The following is a 16,294-nucleotide window of genomic DNA, read 5'->3' as shown; positions in this document are numbered from 1 at the left end:
GTTCTTGTTCGCCGTCAGGTGCGATGCATTAGAACAACCTCAAGCGCTCCAGATCCATCCAACCAGTAGATAGCAGAGCAGGGTAACCAACACGACGCCGAACAGGTTAAGGACGAAGCCTGCTTTGATCATCGCCTGTATGGGCATCTGACCTGTGCCGAATACGATGGCGTTGGGTGGTGTAGCCACGGGCATCATGAAGGCGCAGCTCGCGGCAACGGCGGCTGGAATCGCGAGCATCTCAGGGGACATTCCCTGTGCAACCGCCAGCGCACCCAGTAGGGGTAGGAAGGCTGCGGCGGTCGCCGTGTTGGAGGTGATTTCCGTTAGAAAGATGATGACCAGCACCACGATGCCGATCATCAAAACCAACGGCAATGCATCGAAAGCCCCAAGGCTTCCCGCGATCCATTCTGCAAGCCCTGATGCGCCGATCACGCCGGCCAGCGACAGACCGCCGCCGAATAGCAGCAGTACGCCCCAGGGCGCTTTGTTTGCCTGCTCCCAATCCATCAGAAACACACGTTCGCGCAGATTTACCGGAATGAGGAAAAGCGCCAATGCCGCCGCAATCGCGATACTGGTGTCGTTCACGCCGTCCAGGTATTCGGCGAGGAACGGCTGCAGAATCCAGGCGGCTGCGGCAAGGGAAAACACCGCGGCGACCATTTTTTCCGCCCTGGACATCGGTCCCAGCTTGGCCATCTCCTGCTCTAGCAGGCCACGGCTGTCTCCACCGGTGAGCTTGAAACCGCCGCGTGTCAGCGACCACCAGATAAAGATCAGCATGCCAATACTCAGAGGCAGTCCGAGCAACATCCACTGGCCGAACCCGATCTGAACGTCGTAATTCTCGCGCATGAAAGCTGCCAACAATGCATTCGGTGGCGTGCCGATCAGCGTGGCCACGCCGCCAACGCTGGCCGCATAGGCTATCCCCAAGAGCAATGCGATGGCGAAACGGCTGCCTTCCTTCTCGTCGCTGCCAGCCACCAGCAAGCCAATGACGGACAGCCCGATAGGCAGCATCATGATGCTGGTCGCGGTGTTGCTGACCCACATGCTGATAAAGGCAGTCGCAATCATGAAGCCTGCAATCTGCCGGCTGGGTTGATTGCCTACGGCCAGCAAGGTTGCCAGGGCAATACGTCGATGCAGGTTCCAGCGTTGCATCGCCAGGCCAAGTACGAATCCCCCGAAGAACAGGAAGATGGTGGGATTGGCATAGGGCGCCGTCGCCTTGGCCAGCGTATCGATACCCAGCAGTGGAATCAGCAAAATTGGTAATAGCGAAGTAGCCGGGATCGGTATCGCTTCGGTCGACCACCATGTTGCCATGAGCCCGGCCAAGCCGACCGTCAACCAGGCTTCGTTCGACAATCCGCTTGGGGGCTCGGTAAGCAGGCAGACAAATAGCAGCAAGGGGCCGAGCGCCAGGCCTATCCAGGCAGCTAACGCGGCGCCTTTGCTTTGAGATGTTTCAGTCATGACAGGTAAATCCTCAACGCCCGGCAATGGTTGTCCGAGCTGCGCCTGCGACGCGCTCGGCTCTATTACGCGGACCCGAGGCGGTGATGATCGTTCGACATAGGAAGTGAACGGCCTATCGGGTAACCCTTGCGCATTGATACATAGACGGGCTTCATGAGCCTGGTAGGGTGGGCTTTAGCTCAGCAATCTCACTACGAGGCGCGGTGTTGACCTTGGGTATAGAGGTGAAACCAGGTCCAGTAGGCAGAGGTTCAACCGAAACTGGACCAGAGCGCGATGCAGAGCATCATCAGCTCGGCCTGACCTGCTTCAGTGTTTCGGCGATCATGAACGCCATTTCCAGCGACTGATCGGCGTTGAGCCGGGGGTCACAATGGGTGTGATAGCGATCGGAAAGCCCGTCTTCGGTAATAGGGCGCGATCCGCCGATGCACTCGGTGACGTTCTGTCCTGTCATTTCGATGTGGATCCCCCCGGGGTAGCTCCCTTCGGCGCGATGTACATCGAAGAACTGGCGCACTTCGGCGAGCACCCTCGCGAAATCGCGCGTCTTGTAGCCGCTCGAGGCCTTCATGGTGTTGCCGTGCATCGGGTCGGAGCTCCACAGCACCCGGCGCCCCTCGGCTTGCACGGTTCGGATCAGACGAGGCAGGCCTTCCTGGACCTTGTCGGCGCCCATCCGCACAATGAGGTTCAAGCGACCCGAGTCGTTCTCCGGATTGAGGATGTCGATCAATCGGATCAGGTCTTCGCTGTCCATGCTAGGGCCGACCTTGACACCGATCGGATTGCCCACGCCGCGCAGGAATTCCACGTGTGCGCCATCCAGTTGCCGGGTGCGGTCACCGATCCACAGCATGTGCGCAGAGCAGTCATACCAGCCGCCGCTGAGGCTGTCCTGGCGGACGAACGCCTGCTCGTAGTTCAGCAGCAGCGCCTCGTGGGCCGTGAAGAAATTGGTTTCACGCAGTTGCGGTGCATTGTCCATCCCGCAGGCGCGCATGAACCTCAATGCTTGGTCGATTCGCGCACCCAGCTGGTGGTACTTCTCGGCCATCTGCGAATTGGCGATGAAGTCGAGATTCCATTGGTGCACTTGATGTAGATCGGCAAAACCGCCCTGGGCGAACGCGCGTAGCAGGTTCAAGCTGGATGTGGATTGATGATAGGCCTGCAGCAGACGCTCCGGATCCGGAACACGGCTTTTCTCATCGAAGCCGATGCCGTTGACGATGTCGCCGCGGTAGGCGGGAAGGGTGACACCGTCGATGGTTTCGCTGCCCGAGGAGCGGGGCTTGGCGAACTGACCCGCCATACGTCCGACCTTGATGACCGGGCAGCCGGCGGCGAAAGTCATTACTACCGCCATCTGCAACAGCACCTTGAAGGTGTCGCGGATCTTCGGTGCGGAGAATTCCGCGAAGCTCTCAGCGCAGTCGCCGCCCTGTAATAGAAACGCCCGGCCCTGTGTGACCTCGGCGAACTGCCGACGCAGCTCTCGCGCTTCTCCTGCGAACACCAGGGGGGGCAGGCTCGCCAGTGTGCCCTCGACACGCTTGAGATGATCAGCGTCGGGGTATTCCGGCTGCTGCTGGATTGGCTTGTCTCTCCAGCTCGTAGGGCTCCAGGCGTGGCTCATCGGTGTCTGTTCCATTCGTGAAAAGTGCGCAGATTTTACCTGATGCGCTCGGTCACCGTTGATAACCCTTGCTAATCGGGCTGTTAAGATGCGCCATTGGCTAGGAGTAAGCGAAGTGGACAAGCAGGAAGTGTTGTTGGCCGAAGTGAATGACGCGTTTGGCCTGATTCGCGTGCTTGAGGTAGGTGATTATCGGTTTCTGGAGTTTGGCGCGGCAGTGGAACAAAGCTGCGTTTTCACTCGTGACCCCAGCTGGCTGGAATACGATTACACACGCGCCATGCTGATGGGCGGCTTGATGCATGAAGCGCCGGACACCGCTTTATTCCTGGGGCTTGGCGCCGGAACCCTAACCCAGGCTTGCCTTGAGTTCCTCCCTCTGGAAGACGTTGAAGCCATCGAGCTGCGCCCCGACGTTCCCGAGCTGGCAATGCGTTATCTGGGCCTGCAAAACGATTCACGGCTCTACATCCGCGTAGGCGATGCGGTGGAATTGCTCGACTCGGCTGAGACGGCCGATCTGATCTATGTAGATCTCTATACGGACCTCGGCCCGGCCGCTGCTCACCTGGCGTGGCGCTTCCTCGAGCGCTGCCAGCAGAAGTTGAACCCTGACGGCTGGTTGATCGTTAATCAGTGGGGCACCGATGAAGACAAGCCTCTGGGCGCCGCATTGCTTCGTGGCCTGTTTCACAGGCATTATTGGGAGTGCCCGGTAAAGGAGGGCAACATTGTCCTTTTCGTGCCCGCTGACCTTGAACAGACGCTCGACGAAGAAGGGCTACGTGAACGCGCCACAGCGATTGCCCCTCGTCTGGGCTATTCACTGGATTCGTTAATCAATGCGATACGCCCGGCGAGCTGAGCGACATGTAGCTTCCATCTTGCCGGTTTCGACTGCGATTGATACGTCAGGGCGTATTTGCATGGGCGAGCCTGCTAGGGAGCCAGCGCTAAGGCCCAGCTCTGTCGGAACACCCATCTCCCGAAACCTAACTTAGAAGACAAATTACACGCACAGCTTCACATATTTCCGGTATAGTACGCGCCGGCTGAAACTCAGCTTGCGTTAGGTACTGCAACACACGAAGCGCTGCTTCGGCTGCTGTCCGCTTCTCGCGGCTGTCCTTGACGATTCATCATTCATTACGTTTTCGCAAACCCCGCCGACCAGGCTGCCAGGGTGACCTTCGGGTTTTGCATGGCATGCGCAGCTTCGGAACATGGGTCTTTGCGGAGCATCAGGAAAAGACCCATGACCCAGGAAATCGGCAGCTTTGCTGCACTCGGTATTCATCCCTCCGTACTCGCCGCTGTTACGGCAGTGGGCTACGAAGAGCCTTCGGCCATTCAGAGCCAGGCTATCCCGGTAATTCTCGGCGGCCACGACATGATCGGCCAGGCCCAGACCGGTACCGGCAAGACCGCAGCCTTCGCGCTGCCCATCCTGTCGAAGATCGACCCCACGCGTAAGGAAGTGCAGGCCCTTATCCTCGCGCCGACTCGCGAGCTGGCTTTGCAGGTCGCCACCGCCTTCGAAACCTACTCCAAGCAGATGCCCGGCCTGACCGTCGTCGCCGTCTACGGTGGCGCTCCGATGGGCCCGCAGCTCAAGGCCATCCGCCAGGGCGCGCAGGTCATCGTCGCCACGCCCGGCCGTCTGGTCGATCACCTGAGCCGCAACAGCGCACTACTCGGCACCATTCAGTACCTCGTACTCGACGAAGCTGACGAAATGCTGAAGCTGGGCTTCATGGACGACCTCGAAGTCATCTTCGAAGCCATGCCGGAAAGCCGCCAGACCGTACTGTTCTCCGCGACCCTGCCGCATTCCATTCGCGCCATCGCCGAGAAGCACCTGCGCGAGCCGCAGCACATCAAGGTCGCCACCAAGACCCAGACCGTCGCTCGGATCGAGCAGGCGCACCTGATGGTTCATGCTGACCAGAAGATCGCCGCCGTCCTGCGCCTGCTGGAAGTCGAAGACTTCGACGCGCTGATCGCGTTTGTGCGCACCAAGCAGGCTACCCTGGATTTGGCCGCCGCACTGGAAGCCAAAGGCTACAAGGCCGCTGCGCTGAACGGCGACATCGCCCAGAACCAGCGTGAGCGCGTCATCGAATCGCTCAAAGATGGTCGCCTGGATATCGTGGTCGCCACCGACGTTGCCGCTCGCGGCCTCGACGTATCGCGTATCACCCACGTATTCAACGTCGACATGCCTTACGACCCGGAATCCTACGTACACCGTATCGGCCGTACCGGCCGTGCCGGTCGTGAAGGCCGCGCGCTGTTGCTGGTCACTCCTCGGGAGCGCCGCATGCTGCAGGTCATCGAGCGTGTGACCAACCAGAAGGTTGCCGAAGCCCGTCTGCCGAACGGCCAGCAAGTGCTTGAGGCGCGCATCAAGAAGCTGACCAACAGCCTGTCGCCGCTGGTGGCGGATGCCGAAGCCAGTCATGGCGAGCTGCTCGACAAGCTGGTAGCCGACATCGGTTGTAGCCCACGCGCATTGGCCGCTGCGCTTCTTCGCAAAGCCACGAACGGTCAAGCGCTGACCCTTGCAGAAGTCGAGAAAGAGCAGCCGCTGGTTCCGACCAGTGCGCCGCGGAGTGAGCGCTCCGATCGTCCAGAGCGTAGCGGTGACCGCGAGCGTCGTGCTCCGATCCCGCTCGCCGAAGGCCGCGCTCGCTGCCGCAGCCCGCTGGGTGCGCGTGACGGCATTGCCGCTCGCAATCTGCTCGGTGCCATCCTCAACGAAGGCGGCCTGGCCCGCGAAGCCATCGGCCGCATCCAGGTGCGCGACAGCTTCAGCCTGGTCGAACTGCCGGAAGAGGGCCTTGAGCGACTGCTAGGCAAGCTGAAGGACACTCGTGTAGGTGGTAAGCAGCTCAAGCTGCGTCGCTATCGCGAAGATTGATGCTTAGTGGTTGATCAGAAGGGTGGGCTTTTAGCCCACCTTTTTTTTGTCTGCAATTCGGCTCTGCTGGCCGAGCACATCGAGCTGGCAACACGAATCAGAGGAATGTTCGTGACTGGCTTATCGCCCTATCAATCACCCGGCTTGCCACTCTATGCGGGCAACAGTTCCCACGCGCCGGCTGGCAGCACGTTACCGAGCCATGTCACCCCTTAGCTTGCAAAAGTTTTGATCCTTAAAACCTGACCCAAACGTCCAGGCTGTTCAAACTCTGAACAACATGCTACAAACGAGCGCAACCCAAATGATCTAGCCGCTTGAAAACGAAGGGAAAACCATGACCAAGTCGGAGTTGATCGAGCGTATCGTCACCCAGCAAGGCCTGCTTTCGTCCAAGGATGTTGAACTGGCAATCAAGACCATGCTTGAGCAAATGGCCCAGGCATTGGCCACTGGAGACCGCATCGAGATCCGCGGTTTCGGCAGCTTTTCCCTCCACTACCGCGCGCCACGCGTCGGTCGTAATCCCAAGACCGGCCAGTCCGTCCCGCTCGATGGCAAGTTTGTCCCGCATTTCAAGCCGGGGAAAGAGTTGCGGGATCGGGTGAACGAAGAAGAATAGGCGTAACGGTATCCAGGGTTTGCGGATAACCAATTGTTTCAAGAGCAGCATATTCATGTGATCAGTTGTGATTCCCTCGCTTGGTGTGGGGGCTAGTCCGTGGCAGAATGCCGCCGATTTCGTGATGGGGGTCACGCTGCTATGGTTAAAGGAACTAGCCGACAACTTCCAAGAGTCCTTTTGCTGAATAGCCGCTTGCACCGAAACGCTGAGCTTGTCGCTCCGAGCTTAAGGGAACCATGAGCCTCCGGAAGTCACCAACCATGAGCGTTTAGCCTAGTTCGGGCATACCTGCCCGCTCCTATATAGCCAGCAGCTAATGATGTGAAGAAGGATTAGAAGTTGACCCAGTTGATTCCAGTAATCATGTCCGGCGGTGTTGGTAGCCGACTTTGGCCCGTCTCGCGCGAAACCCACCCTAAACCTTTCATGACGCTGCCGGACGGGCAGAACCTGATTCAGAAGACCTTTGTCCGCGCCGCTGCGTTGGATAACGTCGTGGAAGTCATGACCGTCACCAATCGGGAGCTTTTCTTCAAAACTGAAGATGAGTACCGCCTGGTCGGCGGCGCAGCGAGCACGTTGAGCTTTATCCTCGAGCCTTTTGGTCGCAATACAGCTGCGGCGGTAGCCATGGCTGCGGTGCAGCTCCACGAAATCTACGGCCCCCAGGCTCAAATGCTGGTACTCGCAGCGGACCACTTAATTGCCAAGCAAGACGAGTTCGCTCGCGCTGTTCAGCAGGCTCAGACCCTCGCAGGTGAAGGCTACCTGGTGACCTTCGGAATTCGCCCCGAGTATCCTGAAACCGGGTTTGGTTACATCGAAGCGGACGGTGATTCGCCTGTTCTCGGTGGGTTGAAGGTGAGCCGCTTTGTAGAGAAGCCGGATGCCACCACTGCTGAGCGCTATGTTGATGCGGGTAACTATTTCTGGAATTCAGGTATGTTTTGTTTCCAGGTCGGTGCGGTTCTGGATCAGTTGCAAGCCCATGCACCCGACGTCCTGCAGCATGTGCGCGATGCCTTCGCACTCTCGCATCTGAGTGAAGGCGAAAAGCACCGATGCCTTAGGCTACATGCCGAAGGCTTCGCCGGCGTCCCCGACATTTCCATCGACTATGCATTGATGGAGCGATCAAACAAGGTCGTGACCGTCCCCTGCGACATCGGATGGAGCGATATCGGTTCCTGGAACGCGCTTAGCCAGCTGACCGATGAAGACGCGGATGGCAACCGCTGCGTGGGCGAGGTGATGGCCCATCGATCAGCTAACAACTACGTGCAAAGCACCGAGCGGCTGACTGCCCTGGTTGGTGTGAATGACTTGATCGTCGTCGACACGCCTGATGCCATTCTGGTTGCTCACAAAGACAGTGCTCAAGATGTCAAGCACATCGTCAGCCGGCTGAAGAAGAGCGGGCACAGCGCTCATCACATCCATCAAACCGTTCACCGCCCGTGGGGCGCCTACACAACGCTGGAAGAGGGCGAGCGTTTCAAGATCAAGCGCATCGTGGTCAAGCCCAAAGCCTCGCTGTCGTTGCAGATGCACCATCATCGCTCTGAGCACTGGATCGTGGTGAGCGGCATGGCGCGCGTCGTCAACGATCAGCGCGAGCTGATGCTAAATACCAACGAATCTACCTTTATATCTGCTGGCCATAAGCATCGCCTGGAAAACCCAGGCGTGATCGACCTCGTCCTGATCGAGGTGCAAAGCGGTGACTATCTTGGCGAAGACGACATTGTTCGTTTCGAGGATATCTACGGCCGGGCTGAATCCTGATACGTCGCTGCAATTGATATTTCGTAGGCCTGTCTCGAGCGGGCTTTCATCTGTTTAGAGTTTTCAAATGCATTCATTAACTTGTTTCAAGGCCTACGATATTCGCGGCCAAGTACCTGCGCAGCTGAACGCCGATATTGCCTACGGCATCGGACGAGCACTGGTTGCAGAGCTTCAGGGCAGCAGCTTTGTAGTGGGTCGCGACATGCGACTTGAAAGCCCGATGTTGGTCGATGCGTTGATTCGCGGCATTACTGACGCAGGCGCTGATGTCATCGACATCGGCATGTGCGGTACCGAGGAAGTGTATTTCGCGACCAGCCATTTTCAGGTAGCTGGCGGCGTAATGGTGACGGCCAGCCATAACCCGAAGGGCTACAACGGCATGAAGCTGGTGCGCGAGCAATCGCGGCCCATCAGCGGTGAGACAGGGCTTAGCGCCATTCGAGAACGCATCGAACGAAATGACTTTGGTTCGATTAGCCCGCAACCCGGCAAGGTAGAAGCTAACGTCGACAAGAGTGCTTACATCCAGCACCTGCTGCAATACGTAAAAACAGCGGATCTCAAGCCGTTAAAGATTCTCGCCGATCCGGGCAACGGCGCGGCTGGCCCAGTAATCCAGGCACTACAACCTCACCTACCGTTCGAGTGGGTGATGATTAATAGCGAGCCGGACGGCAGCTTCCCTAACGGCGTGCCCAATCCGCTGCTGCAGGAAAATCGCGAACTGACTCGTCAGGCACTGCTGGGCCACAAATGCGACTTGGCTGTGGCGTGGGACGGCGACTTTGATCGCTGCTTCTTCTTCGATGCTAATGGGCGCTTTATCGAGGGCTACTATCTGGTTGGCCTGCTGGCGGAAATGCTGCTCAAACAGCACCCAAGCAGCAATATCATCCATGACCCGCGCTTGACCTGGAATACCATTGACCAGGTTCAGCAGGCAGGCGGCATAGCAGTTCAAAGCAAGACCGGCCATGCGTTCATCAAAGAGCGCATGCGTGCCGAGGACGCCGTTTATGGCGGTGAAATGAGCGCGCATCATTACTTCCGTGATTTCTTTTACTGCGACAGCGGCATGATTCCCTGGTTATTGGTTACGGCATTGATGTCCGAGACAGGCAAGACACTGGCAGAGCTGGTCGACGAGCGCATGGCTGCATTTCCATGCAGTGGTGAGATCAATTACAAGGTCGAAAATGTTGCCGTCACGCTCCAGCTTGTGCGCGAGCACTTCCAATCACAGGCCCTACGGCTGGACGAAACGGATGGTATCAGCCTGGAGTTCGACAGCTGGCGCTTCAACCTGCGCGGCTCAAACACTGAGCCACTGCTGCGCTTGAATGTGGAAACCCGCAGTGATGAAGCGGAGCTCCAACGCCATGTCGCCGAGATACAAAAATTGATCGAGGCGGTTGTATGAGTGCGGTAGCAAGAGCGTTATGGAATTACCGCGGTTTTATCTTGGGTAGCGTCAAGCGCGAATATCAATCCAAATACCGCAACTCGCTGTTAGGCGCGGCCTGGACAGTACTCAACCCACTGGCCATGATCATTGTTTATACGGTGATCTTCTCCCAGATCATGCGCGCTAAGCTGCCCGGCATCGAAAGCAGCTTCGGTTACAGCATCTATCTATGTGCGGGCATCCTCACTTGGGGGCTGTTCGCGGAAATTGTCGGTCGCGGTCAGAACGTATTCCTTGAGCATGCCAATCTGCTGAAGAAGCTCAGCTTTCCGCGCCTGTGTCTGCCGGTCACGGTCGTTGCAACCGCCTTGTTGAACTTCGCCATCATCTTTGCGCTGTTCACCGTATTCCTCATCATAAGCGGCAATTTCCCCGGCCTGCCGTTTATCGCCTTAGTCCCGGTGCTAGCCATCCAGGTGCTGTTCGCAATCGGCCTCGGAATGGTGCTCGGCGTGCTGAACGTTTTCTTCAGGGATGTGGGTCAGTTGTTTGGTGTGGTGCTGCAATTCTGGTTCTGGCTTACGCCAATCGTTTACCCGATAACCATTCTGCCGGAAGGCGTGCGCCCACTCATGGCTTATAACCCCATGGTTGGATTGATGGCCGCCTACCAAACGATCCTGGTTAGCGGAACTTGGCCTGATTGGGGCTCGCTCTGGCCGGTTACGCTGCTCGCAATATTGCTTTGCTTTTGGGGGATGCGCCTGTTCCGCAAGCACTCTGGCGAATTGGTGGATGAACTTTGATGGGCACAATTACTGTTAGCAACCTGGGCAAGGCCTACAAGCAGTACCCCACGCGGTGGAGTCGCCTCGCCGAATGGCTGATTCCTGGGCATAAGGCGCGCCATAGCCTCAAATGGGTATTGCAGGACATAAACTTTACGGTCTCCCCAGGAGAGGCGGTCGGCATCATTGGTATCAATGGCGCTGGTAAAAGCACCCTGCTGAAGATGATCACCGGCACAACTCAGCCAACGACCGGCAGTGTGAACATCACTGGGCGTGTCGCGGCACTGCTGGAACTGGGCATGGGTTTTCATCCGGACTTTACGGGCCGCCAGAACGCATTCATGGCGGGCCAACTGCTTGGCTACAGCGTGGAAGAAATCGCTAGGCTGATGCCCGAGATCGAAGCCTTTGCCGAAATAGGTGAATATATTGATCAACCAGTACGGGTGTACTCCAGTGGTATGCAGATGCGCCTTGCCTTCAGTGTGGCCACCGCACACCGTCCAGATGTGCTGATCGTAGACGAGGCATTATCCGTAGGTGACGCATATTTTCAGCATAAAAGCTTTGATCGCATTCGCGAATTTCGCAAACAAGGCACGACCCTCCTCATCGTTTCTCACGATAAAGGAGCCATCCAGTCCATCTGCGACCGTGCCATCCTGCTTAACGCCGGTAGGCTCGCAATGCAAGGTGAGCCAGAGGCTGTGATGGACTACTACAATGCCATGCTGGCTGATCATCAAAATCAGACGGTCCGTCAATCTGCGTCCGTTGGCGGGAAAGCGCGTTTGGATTCGGGGACTCTCGAAGCCGAGATAGTTGAGGTTGTAATGCTGAATAAAGCCGGGCAGCCAATTGAGGTTGTTGCTGTAGGCGAGAATGTCTGGGCAAAAATAGATGTACGAGTAAATTCCGAAATTGATGGTCTTGTGCTTGGTTTCGGTATAAAGGATCGTATGGGGCAAATGGTCTTTGGAACAAACACCTTTCATACTAAGCAAAAGATTGAGCACGTTGGCGCGGGGTGTCTTTTCCGGTTCAATGTCTACTTTTCTGCCAATCTTGGCGTTGGGTCGTTCTCAGTTCATTGTTCCTTAGTGTGTAATGATAATCATATAGAAAAAAATTATCATTGGATTGATCGCGCTCTGGTATTTGAGGTTATCAATATTGATAAGCCACTATTTGTTGGGTGTGCATGGAACGAATTGGTTTTTGATATACAAAAAATTCACGACCGGCAATAGCTAATAGGTCATAAAAAATGTTTTCTTTCAAAAAATCGTCAGATACAGCTGTTGTTTCAGCTGGCCAAAGCTCTGCTGCGGCTGAGCCAATTGTCGTGGTTGACGTAGGATGTAGGTGGGGATTCGCCGAGCGTTTTTTGTGCGAAAAATGCCAGTCCACCTTCAAGATTTTCGGGTTCGACCCGGACGCGGCAGAGTGTGCCAGGCTTCAAGCTTCTTATAGTCATCTACCGCATGGCTATGTCACCTGTGTGCCAATTGGGTTGGCTGGAAGTCCAGGGCAGCGCAATCTTTATGTTACGAAAGAGCCAGCCTGCAGTTCACTCCATCCACCAATACAGTATCTGGCTGAAAAATATCCTGCTTTGGATTGTATTGGGCTTCAGGAAATACACACCGTCGATGTTACTACGCTTGATTTGTGGGCGTACAAGAATAATCTGCAAGCTATTGACTATATCAAGATTGATACCCAAGGCTCTGAGTTAGAGATATTGAAGGGCGGGGATAGTCTTATTAAAACTATTCGATGTATCGATATAGAAGTTGAATTCAATCCAATCTACGAAGGGCAAACGCTCTTCGGGGAAACAGATACATATCTCCGCTCCAAAGGGTTCGTGCTGTGGCGGCTCTCGAATCTTGTACATTACTCGCTGGGCGGACAGCAACTTTTAATGCCTGATAAGAATTCCGTGTGTTTCGACACCAACGTCCGGCTTGAGTCGGAAGCTTACGGTGGGCAGTTGTTTTGGGCTGACGCTAGGTACATTCATAAGGATGTAATCGCACCGCGATTGCAGGACTCGACTAGGCGCCAACGTGATCTACTCCTTTTCGAAGCGCTTAATATGCGCGACGTGGTTGAACATATGAATCGAGTTGTATCTATCATATGAGCTTTATATCTTACGCTCAAAACTTTGAAGACGTTATGCTTTGGCGCGCGTTAAAGTACGTCGAAAATGGCTTTTATATTGATGTTGGGGCAAATGATCCCTCTATCGACTCAGTCACTAAGGCATTTTATGAGCGCGGATGGCATGGTATCAATATTGAGCCGCTGCCGTCACATCATGCAGATTTGTTAGCAGAGAGGCCGCGAGACATAAATTTGCAGTGCGCAGCTGGCGCGTTCAGCGGCGAGATCGAGATTTGGGATTGTGACATTCGTGGTTGGGCAACAGCATCAGTGAATGTGGCTGCACAGCACATCGCTAATGGACAGACAGGTATTTACCATAAAGTCCCGGTTTATCGGCTTTCTGAAATCTGCGATTTGTACGTGACCGGTGAAATCCATTTCTTGAAGATAGATGTTGAGGGCTTCGAGAGGTCGGTCATCGAGGGGGCAGATTTTTTTCGTTTTCGTCCGTGGATATTAGTCATTGAGGCAACGCTCCCTAATTCAATTGAGGAGATTCACTACGAGTGGGAGATTGATGTCCTGTCTGCGGATTATCTTCTGGCTTATGCTGATGGATTGAATCGCTTCTATGTTGCAAATGAACATACCGAATTGTTGAGCTCTCTGCGCTATCCTCCGAATGTTTTTGATAAGTTTATGCGTTTTGAGCAGTTAACTTCTGAAATAAAAGCTCAGCAGGCCGACGCAGATGCTCGACAAGCTGAGAGCAAAGCTCAGCAAGCCGAGGCTAATGCTCGACAAGCTGAGGCTACTGCTCGACAAGCTGAGGCTGCTGCTCAACAAGCTGAGAGCAAGTTTAAACTAGCCGAAGCCCGGTGTAAGCATGCCGAGGCCAAGCTCAATGCTATTTATCTTAGCCGGTCTTGGAGAGCTACTCACTGGGTTCGCTGGCTCAGCTATCAGGCTTCAGCTTTATCTGAGCAGGGTGTAACGGCGCGTTTCAAGTCGATAGGGAAAAGATTGCGAAACGTGTGCTTGCTTGCTCACTTGAGACGGTCCAGCATCAATGCTCAATTAGCGAGATCCAGTGCCAGCATTCATCTTGCGCTAGATATGTATGTGCTTGGGCAGGGGGTAAAAACGGGTGTTTATCGTGTCTGTGACGAACTCTTTCAGCGTCTTGCCAATCGTAGCGAATTTGACGCCCGTTACTTAATACGTTCCAGCACCCGCGCTGGCAGTCTAAAGTACCTTGATGAACATGATATGCGTGGACCTCAGCTCCCCGAGGACGTGCAAAATCCTTCAAATGCAGTCGACATTCTTCTGTCTCCGTTTGGGGTCGCGCCGCAAAGCTGGCGAAACGACAGAGATGTGCGACATGCACACATTATCTATGACCTGATCGCTGTCCGTAGGCCGGAATATTTCACTGCTGAGGCCAGTTCAGAGGTTCATCAAATAATTGAGAGCCTCACAACTGAGACTTTAATATTCGCGATTTCTGAATATACCAAGCAGGATCTTCTTAATTACCGAAAAGACCTTTCTCCCGAGCAAATAACTGTAATCCCATTGGCGGCCGGCGAACAATTTTCCCCCTGTGCCGACTCGGTTAAAATAGACGCCGTCAGAACACGCTATTCCATTCCAATGGGGGCTCCATATATTTTGAGCTTGGCGACTTTGGAGATCAGGAAGAATCTGAATCGTGTCGTAGAGTCGTATGTTCTGTATATGAATGAGAATCCCAGCAGTGAACTATATCTGGTGCTTGCTGGGATGTCCGGCTGGAAACTCGACTCTCTCAACCAGTCGATATTGAGCTCCGGTCGCTGGCGCCACAGAATTATCTTGACGGGCTTCGTTGAGGACCGCGACCTTTCGGCTCTTTACAGTGGCGCGCTATGCTTTATCTATTTGTCTCAATTTGAGGGCTTTGGCTTGCCGCCGTTAGAGGCAATGGCTTGCGGAACGCCCGTGATCTGTTCGAACAACTCCTCGCTTCCAGAGGTGGTCGGCAGTGCTGGAGTGCTAATTGATGCTGACGACGTTGCTTCGGCAGTCGCCTCGCTCACCGCAATTGTTACGCAACCGGGGTTACGTCTGAGGCTATCTGAGCAGGGTTTAGAGCGTGCGAAGCTGTTCACTTGGGAGAAATGCGAGCTAGTTGTCTTAGAAGCTTTGCGGGATTTTTCCTTGCGAAAGCCTTCTACATCTTTCCAAGATGGCTTGGTTTTAGAATAAGTTCCGTACTCCCGATGTATATATATTTTTTCTAGCTCTTTGGAAGTCCAGATGTCACTTTCTACCGAAAATGCTTCATTAGATTATGAGGCTCACGCCACATACTTGGGGTATCGCAATGGTGATCAGGGGCCTCGCTTCCCTGTACGCGAGCGGAATAAAATAGACATGGCAGCTTGGCCCAGCTGGAGCTTTAGAATAAAAAGCCCTGAAAGTGCCTCTAGGATCGAAGGAGGTTTACGAGTTGATGGGCAACTGAAATCAGGTTGCGAAAAGCAGCCTTTAGTTAGCTACGTCACTGTTGTGAGAAATAACGAGCGCACGCTTGAACGCACAATAAAAAGCGTGCAAAGCCAAGACTATGATAATGTTGAGCATATAATTCTCGACGGTGCCTCGACGGACGGGACGCTCGGAATAATCCAACGCTACGCTGATGTGATCGACTACTTCATCTCCGAGCCCGACGCAGGGCTTTATGATGCTCTTAATAAAGCTATTCCTTTGGCTCGAGGGCAGCTTATCTGCGTCCTGAACTCTGATGATTGGTTAGAGTGCGACGCTGCACGGATTGCGGTTAGTCATCTGAGAGATACGGACAGTGCGGTTCTAATTCTAACAGCAGCCCGGGTTGCGGATAATGAGGGGGCCATTCATGAATGGCCCCCTGCATTTGTGCATCCTGGTTCCTATTTTACCTGTGCTAATGATTGTCATAATGCGATATACGCAAGTAGAAGAAGCTATGAGCTTTCAGGTCCCTATGACCATACCTACAAGATTGCGGCAGACTTCAAATGGATAATGAGTTGTCTGGATGCAGGCTCTACATTTATCTACACGGCAGAGTCGACTGTAAATTATTCCCTTGGCGGGACCTCAGGAGATTTTCTTGGGCACAGCCGTGAATGTATGAAAGTAGTTCATGAGCGCTTCCCTTATCTCACTGAACAAGAGGTTAGAGGGCTCTACCATTGCTATTTTATTTTTAGCAATCCGCAGCACAAAATTGATCAAGATATTCCCGAAAGCTACACGGGGTTTCTTAGAAAAATTATGGCGGATCATGCTAATCGTATAGATTTTTGCTCTAGTCTCGGTTGGGCTGCTATCACAAAGTTGGATCACCCAAGCGACAGGTCGTCACCTATTCTGAGTCGAGGCTTCGTCGGCCTGAAGTATGCTATCGCCGCGAAGCTAAGAAGGTATCCCTTTATTTATAATATCGCTCGAAACGTTTATAGAAACTTCATCAAGGTGTAGCTTC

12 protein-coding genes are annotated in these 16,294 nt (G+C 54.6%); 10 read left to right on the top strand and 2 right to left on the bottom strand.

The annotated features are described in order from the left end of the window. Positions 1-39: 39 nt before the first annotated feature. Positions 40-1,488 (bottom strand): SLC13 family permease, encoded by a 1,449-nt coding sequence (locus tag EA797_RS06085; protein ID WP_122164232.1) that lies wholly within the window; start codon positions 1,486-1,488, stop codon positions 40-42. 292 nt (positions 1,489-1,780) lie between these two features. Then, a complete protein-coding gene (locus EA797_RS06080) occupies positions 1,781-3,130 on the bottom strand; it encodes a class II 3-deoxy-7-phosphoheptulonate synthase (RefSeq protein ID WP_122164231.1) in 1,350 nt (449 codons plus the stop codon). An 88-nt stretch (positions 3,131-3,218) separates the two neighbouring features. Here EA797_RS06080 and EA797_RS06075 point away from each other — a divergent pair, with 88 nt between their 5' ends. From EA797_RS06075 to EA797_RS06030, 10 genes are all read left to right on the top strand, one after another. Further along, positions 3,219-3,995, top strand: coding sequence for a spermidine synthase (locus EA797_RS06075; RefSeq protein WP_167468769.1), 777 nt, complete (start codon positions 3,219-3,221; stop codon positions 3,993-3,995). A 390-nt stretch (positions 3,996-4,385) separates the two neighbouring features. Next, a complete protein-coding gene (locus EA797_RS06070) occupies positions 4,386-6,050 on the top strand; it encodes a DEAD/DEAH box helicase (protein ID WP_122164229.1) in 1,665 nt (554 codons plus the stop codon). 337 nt (positions 6,051-6,387) lie between these two features. Further along, the gene (gene ihfB, locus EA797_RS06065; protein ID WP_045164450.1) at positions 6,388-6,672 is read left to right on the top strand and encodes an integration host factor subunit beta; all 285 of its coding nucleotides are present in this window, start codon (positions 6,388-6,390) and stop codon (positions 6,670-6,672) included. Between the two features lie 342 nt (positions 6,673-7,014). After that, entirely contained in the window at positions 7,015-8,460 is a 1,446-nt protein-coding gene (locus EA797_RS06060) for a mannose-1-phosphate guanylyltransferase/mannose-6-phosphate isomerase (protein WP_256046567.1), read from the top strand. A 67-nt stretch (positions 8,461-8,527) separates the two neighbouring features. Further along, positions 8,528-9,886: a phosphohexomutase domain-containing protein gene (locus EA797_RS06055; RefSeq protein ID WP_122164228.1), complete on the top strand. Its 1,359-nt coding sequence runs from the start codon at positions 8,528-8,530 to the stop codon at positions 9,884-9,886. Further along, positions 9,883-10,677: an ABC transporter permease gene (locus tag EA797_RS06050; protein ID WP_122164227.1), complete on the top strand. Its 795-nt coding sequence runs from the start codon at positions 9,883-9,885 to the stop codon at positions 10,675-10,677. The genes EA797_RS06055 and EA797_RS06050 overlap by 4 nt, the downstream gene beginning before the upstream one ends. Beyond that, complete coding sequence (locus EA797_RS06045) at positions 10,677-11,912, top strand: ABC transporter ATP-binding protein (protein WP_122164226.1); 1,236 nt, start codon at positions 10,677-10,679, stop codon at positions 11,910-11,912. Before EA797_RS06050 ends, EA797_RS06045 begins: the two co-directional genes overlap by 1 nt. A gap of 17 nt (positions 11,913-11,929) precedes the next feature. Then, a complete protein-coding gene (locus EA797_RS06040) occupies positions 11,930-12,811 on the top strand; it encodes an FkbM family methyltransferase (RefSeq protein ID WP_122164225.1) in 882 nt (293 codons plus the stop codon). Next, a complete protein-coding gene (locus EA797_RS06035) occupies positions 12,808-15,027 on the top strand; it encodes an FkbM family methyltransferase (RefSeq protein WP_122164224.1) in 2,220 nt (739 codons plus the stop codon). Before EA797_RS06040 ends, EA797_RS06035 begins: the two co-directional genes overlap by 4 nt. A gap of 51 nt (positions 15,028-15,078) precedes the next feature. After that, entirely contained in the window at positions 15,079-16,290 is a 1,212-nt protein-coding gene (locus EA797_RS06030) for a glycosyltransferase family 2 protein (protein ID WP_122164223.1), read from the top strand. Positions 16,291-16,294 lie beyond the last annotated feature (4 nt).

Source organism: Stutzerimonas zhaodongensis (assembly GCF_003696365.1).
GTDB classification, from domain to species: domain Bacteria; phylum Pseudomonadota; class Gammaproteobacteria; order Pseudomonadales; family Pseudomonadaceae; genus Stutzerimonas; species Stutzerimonas zhaodongensis.
Note: the sequence above shows the minus strand (reverse complement) of the source record. Positions and strands in the feature narration are given on the sequence as shown.

Excerpts from the sequence above, each read along its gene's own strand:
- EA797_RS06085 (WP_122164232.1), bottom strand. The coding sequence starts at position 1,488 with ATGACTGAAACATCTCAAAGCAAAGGCGCCGCGTTAGCTGCCTGGATA.
- EA797_RS06080 (WP_122164231.1), bottom strand. The coding sequence starts at position 3,130 with ATGAGCCACGCCTGGAGCCCTACGAGCTGGAGAGACAAGCCAATCCAG.
- EA797_RS06075 (WP_167468769.1), top strand. The coding sequence starts at position 3,219 with ATGCGCCATTGGCTAGGAGTAAGCGAAGTGGACAAGCAGGAAGTGTTG.
- EA797_RS06070 (WP_122164229.1), top strand. The coding sequence starts at position 4,386 with ATGACCCAGGAAATCGGCAGCTTTGCTGCACTCGGTATTCATCCCTCC.
- ihfB (WP_045164450.1), top strand. The coding sequence starts at position 6,388 with ATGACCAAGTCGGAGTTGATCGAGCGTATCGTCACCCAGCAAGGCCTG.
- EA797_RS06055 (WP_122164228.1), top strand. The coding sequence starts at position 8,528 with ATGCATTCATTAACTTGTTTCAAGGCCTACGATATTCGCGGCCAAGTA.
- EA797_RS06050 (WP_122164227.1), top strand. The coding sequence starts at position 9,883 with ATGAGTGCGGTAGCAAGAGCGTTATGGAATTACCGCGGTTTTATCTTG.
- EA797_RS06045 (WP_122164226.1), top strand. The coding sequence starts at position 10,677 with ATGGGCACAATTACTGTTAGCAACCTGGGCAAGGCCTACAAGCAGTAC.
- EA797_RS06040 (WP_122164225.1), top strand. The coding sequence starts at position 11,930 with ATGTTTTCTTTCAAAAAATCGTCAGATACAGCTGTTGTTTCAGCTGGC.
- EA797_RS06035 (WP_122164224.1), top strand. The coding sequence starts at position 12,808 with ATGAGCTTTATATCTTACGCTCAAAACTTTGAAGACGTTATGCTTTGG.
- EA797_RS06030 (WP_122164223.1), top strand. The coding sequence starts at position 15,079 with ATGTCACTTTCTACCGAAAATGCTTCATTAGATTATGAGGCTCACGCC.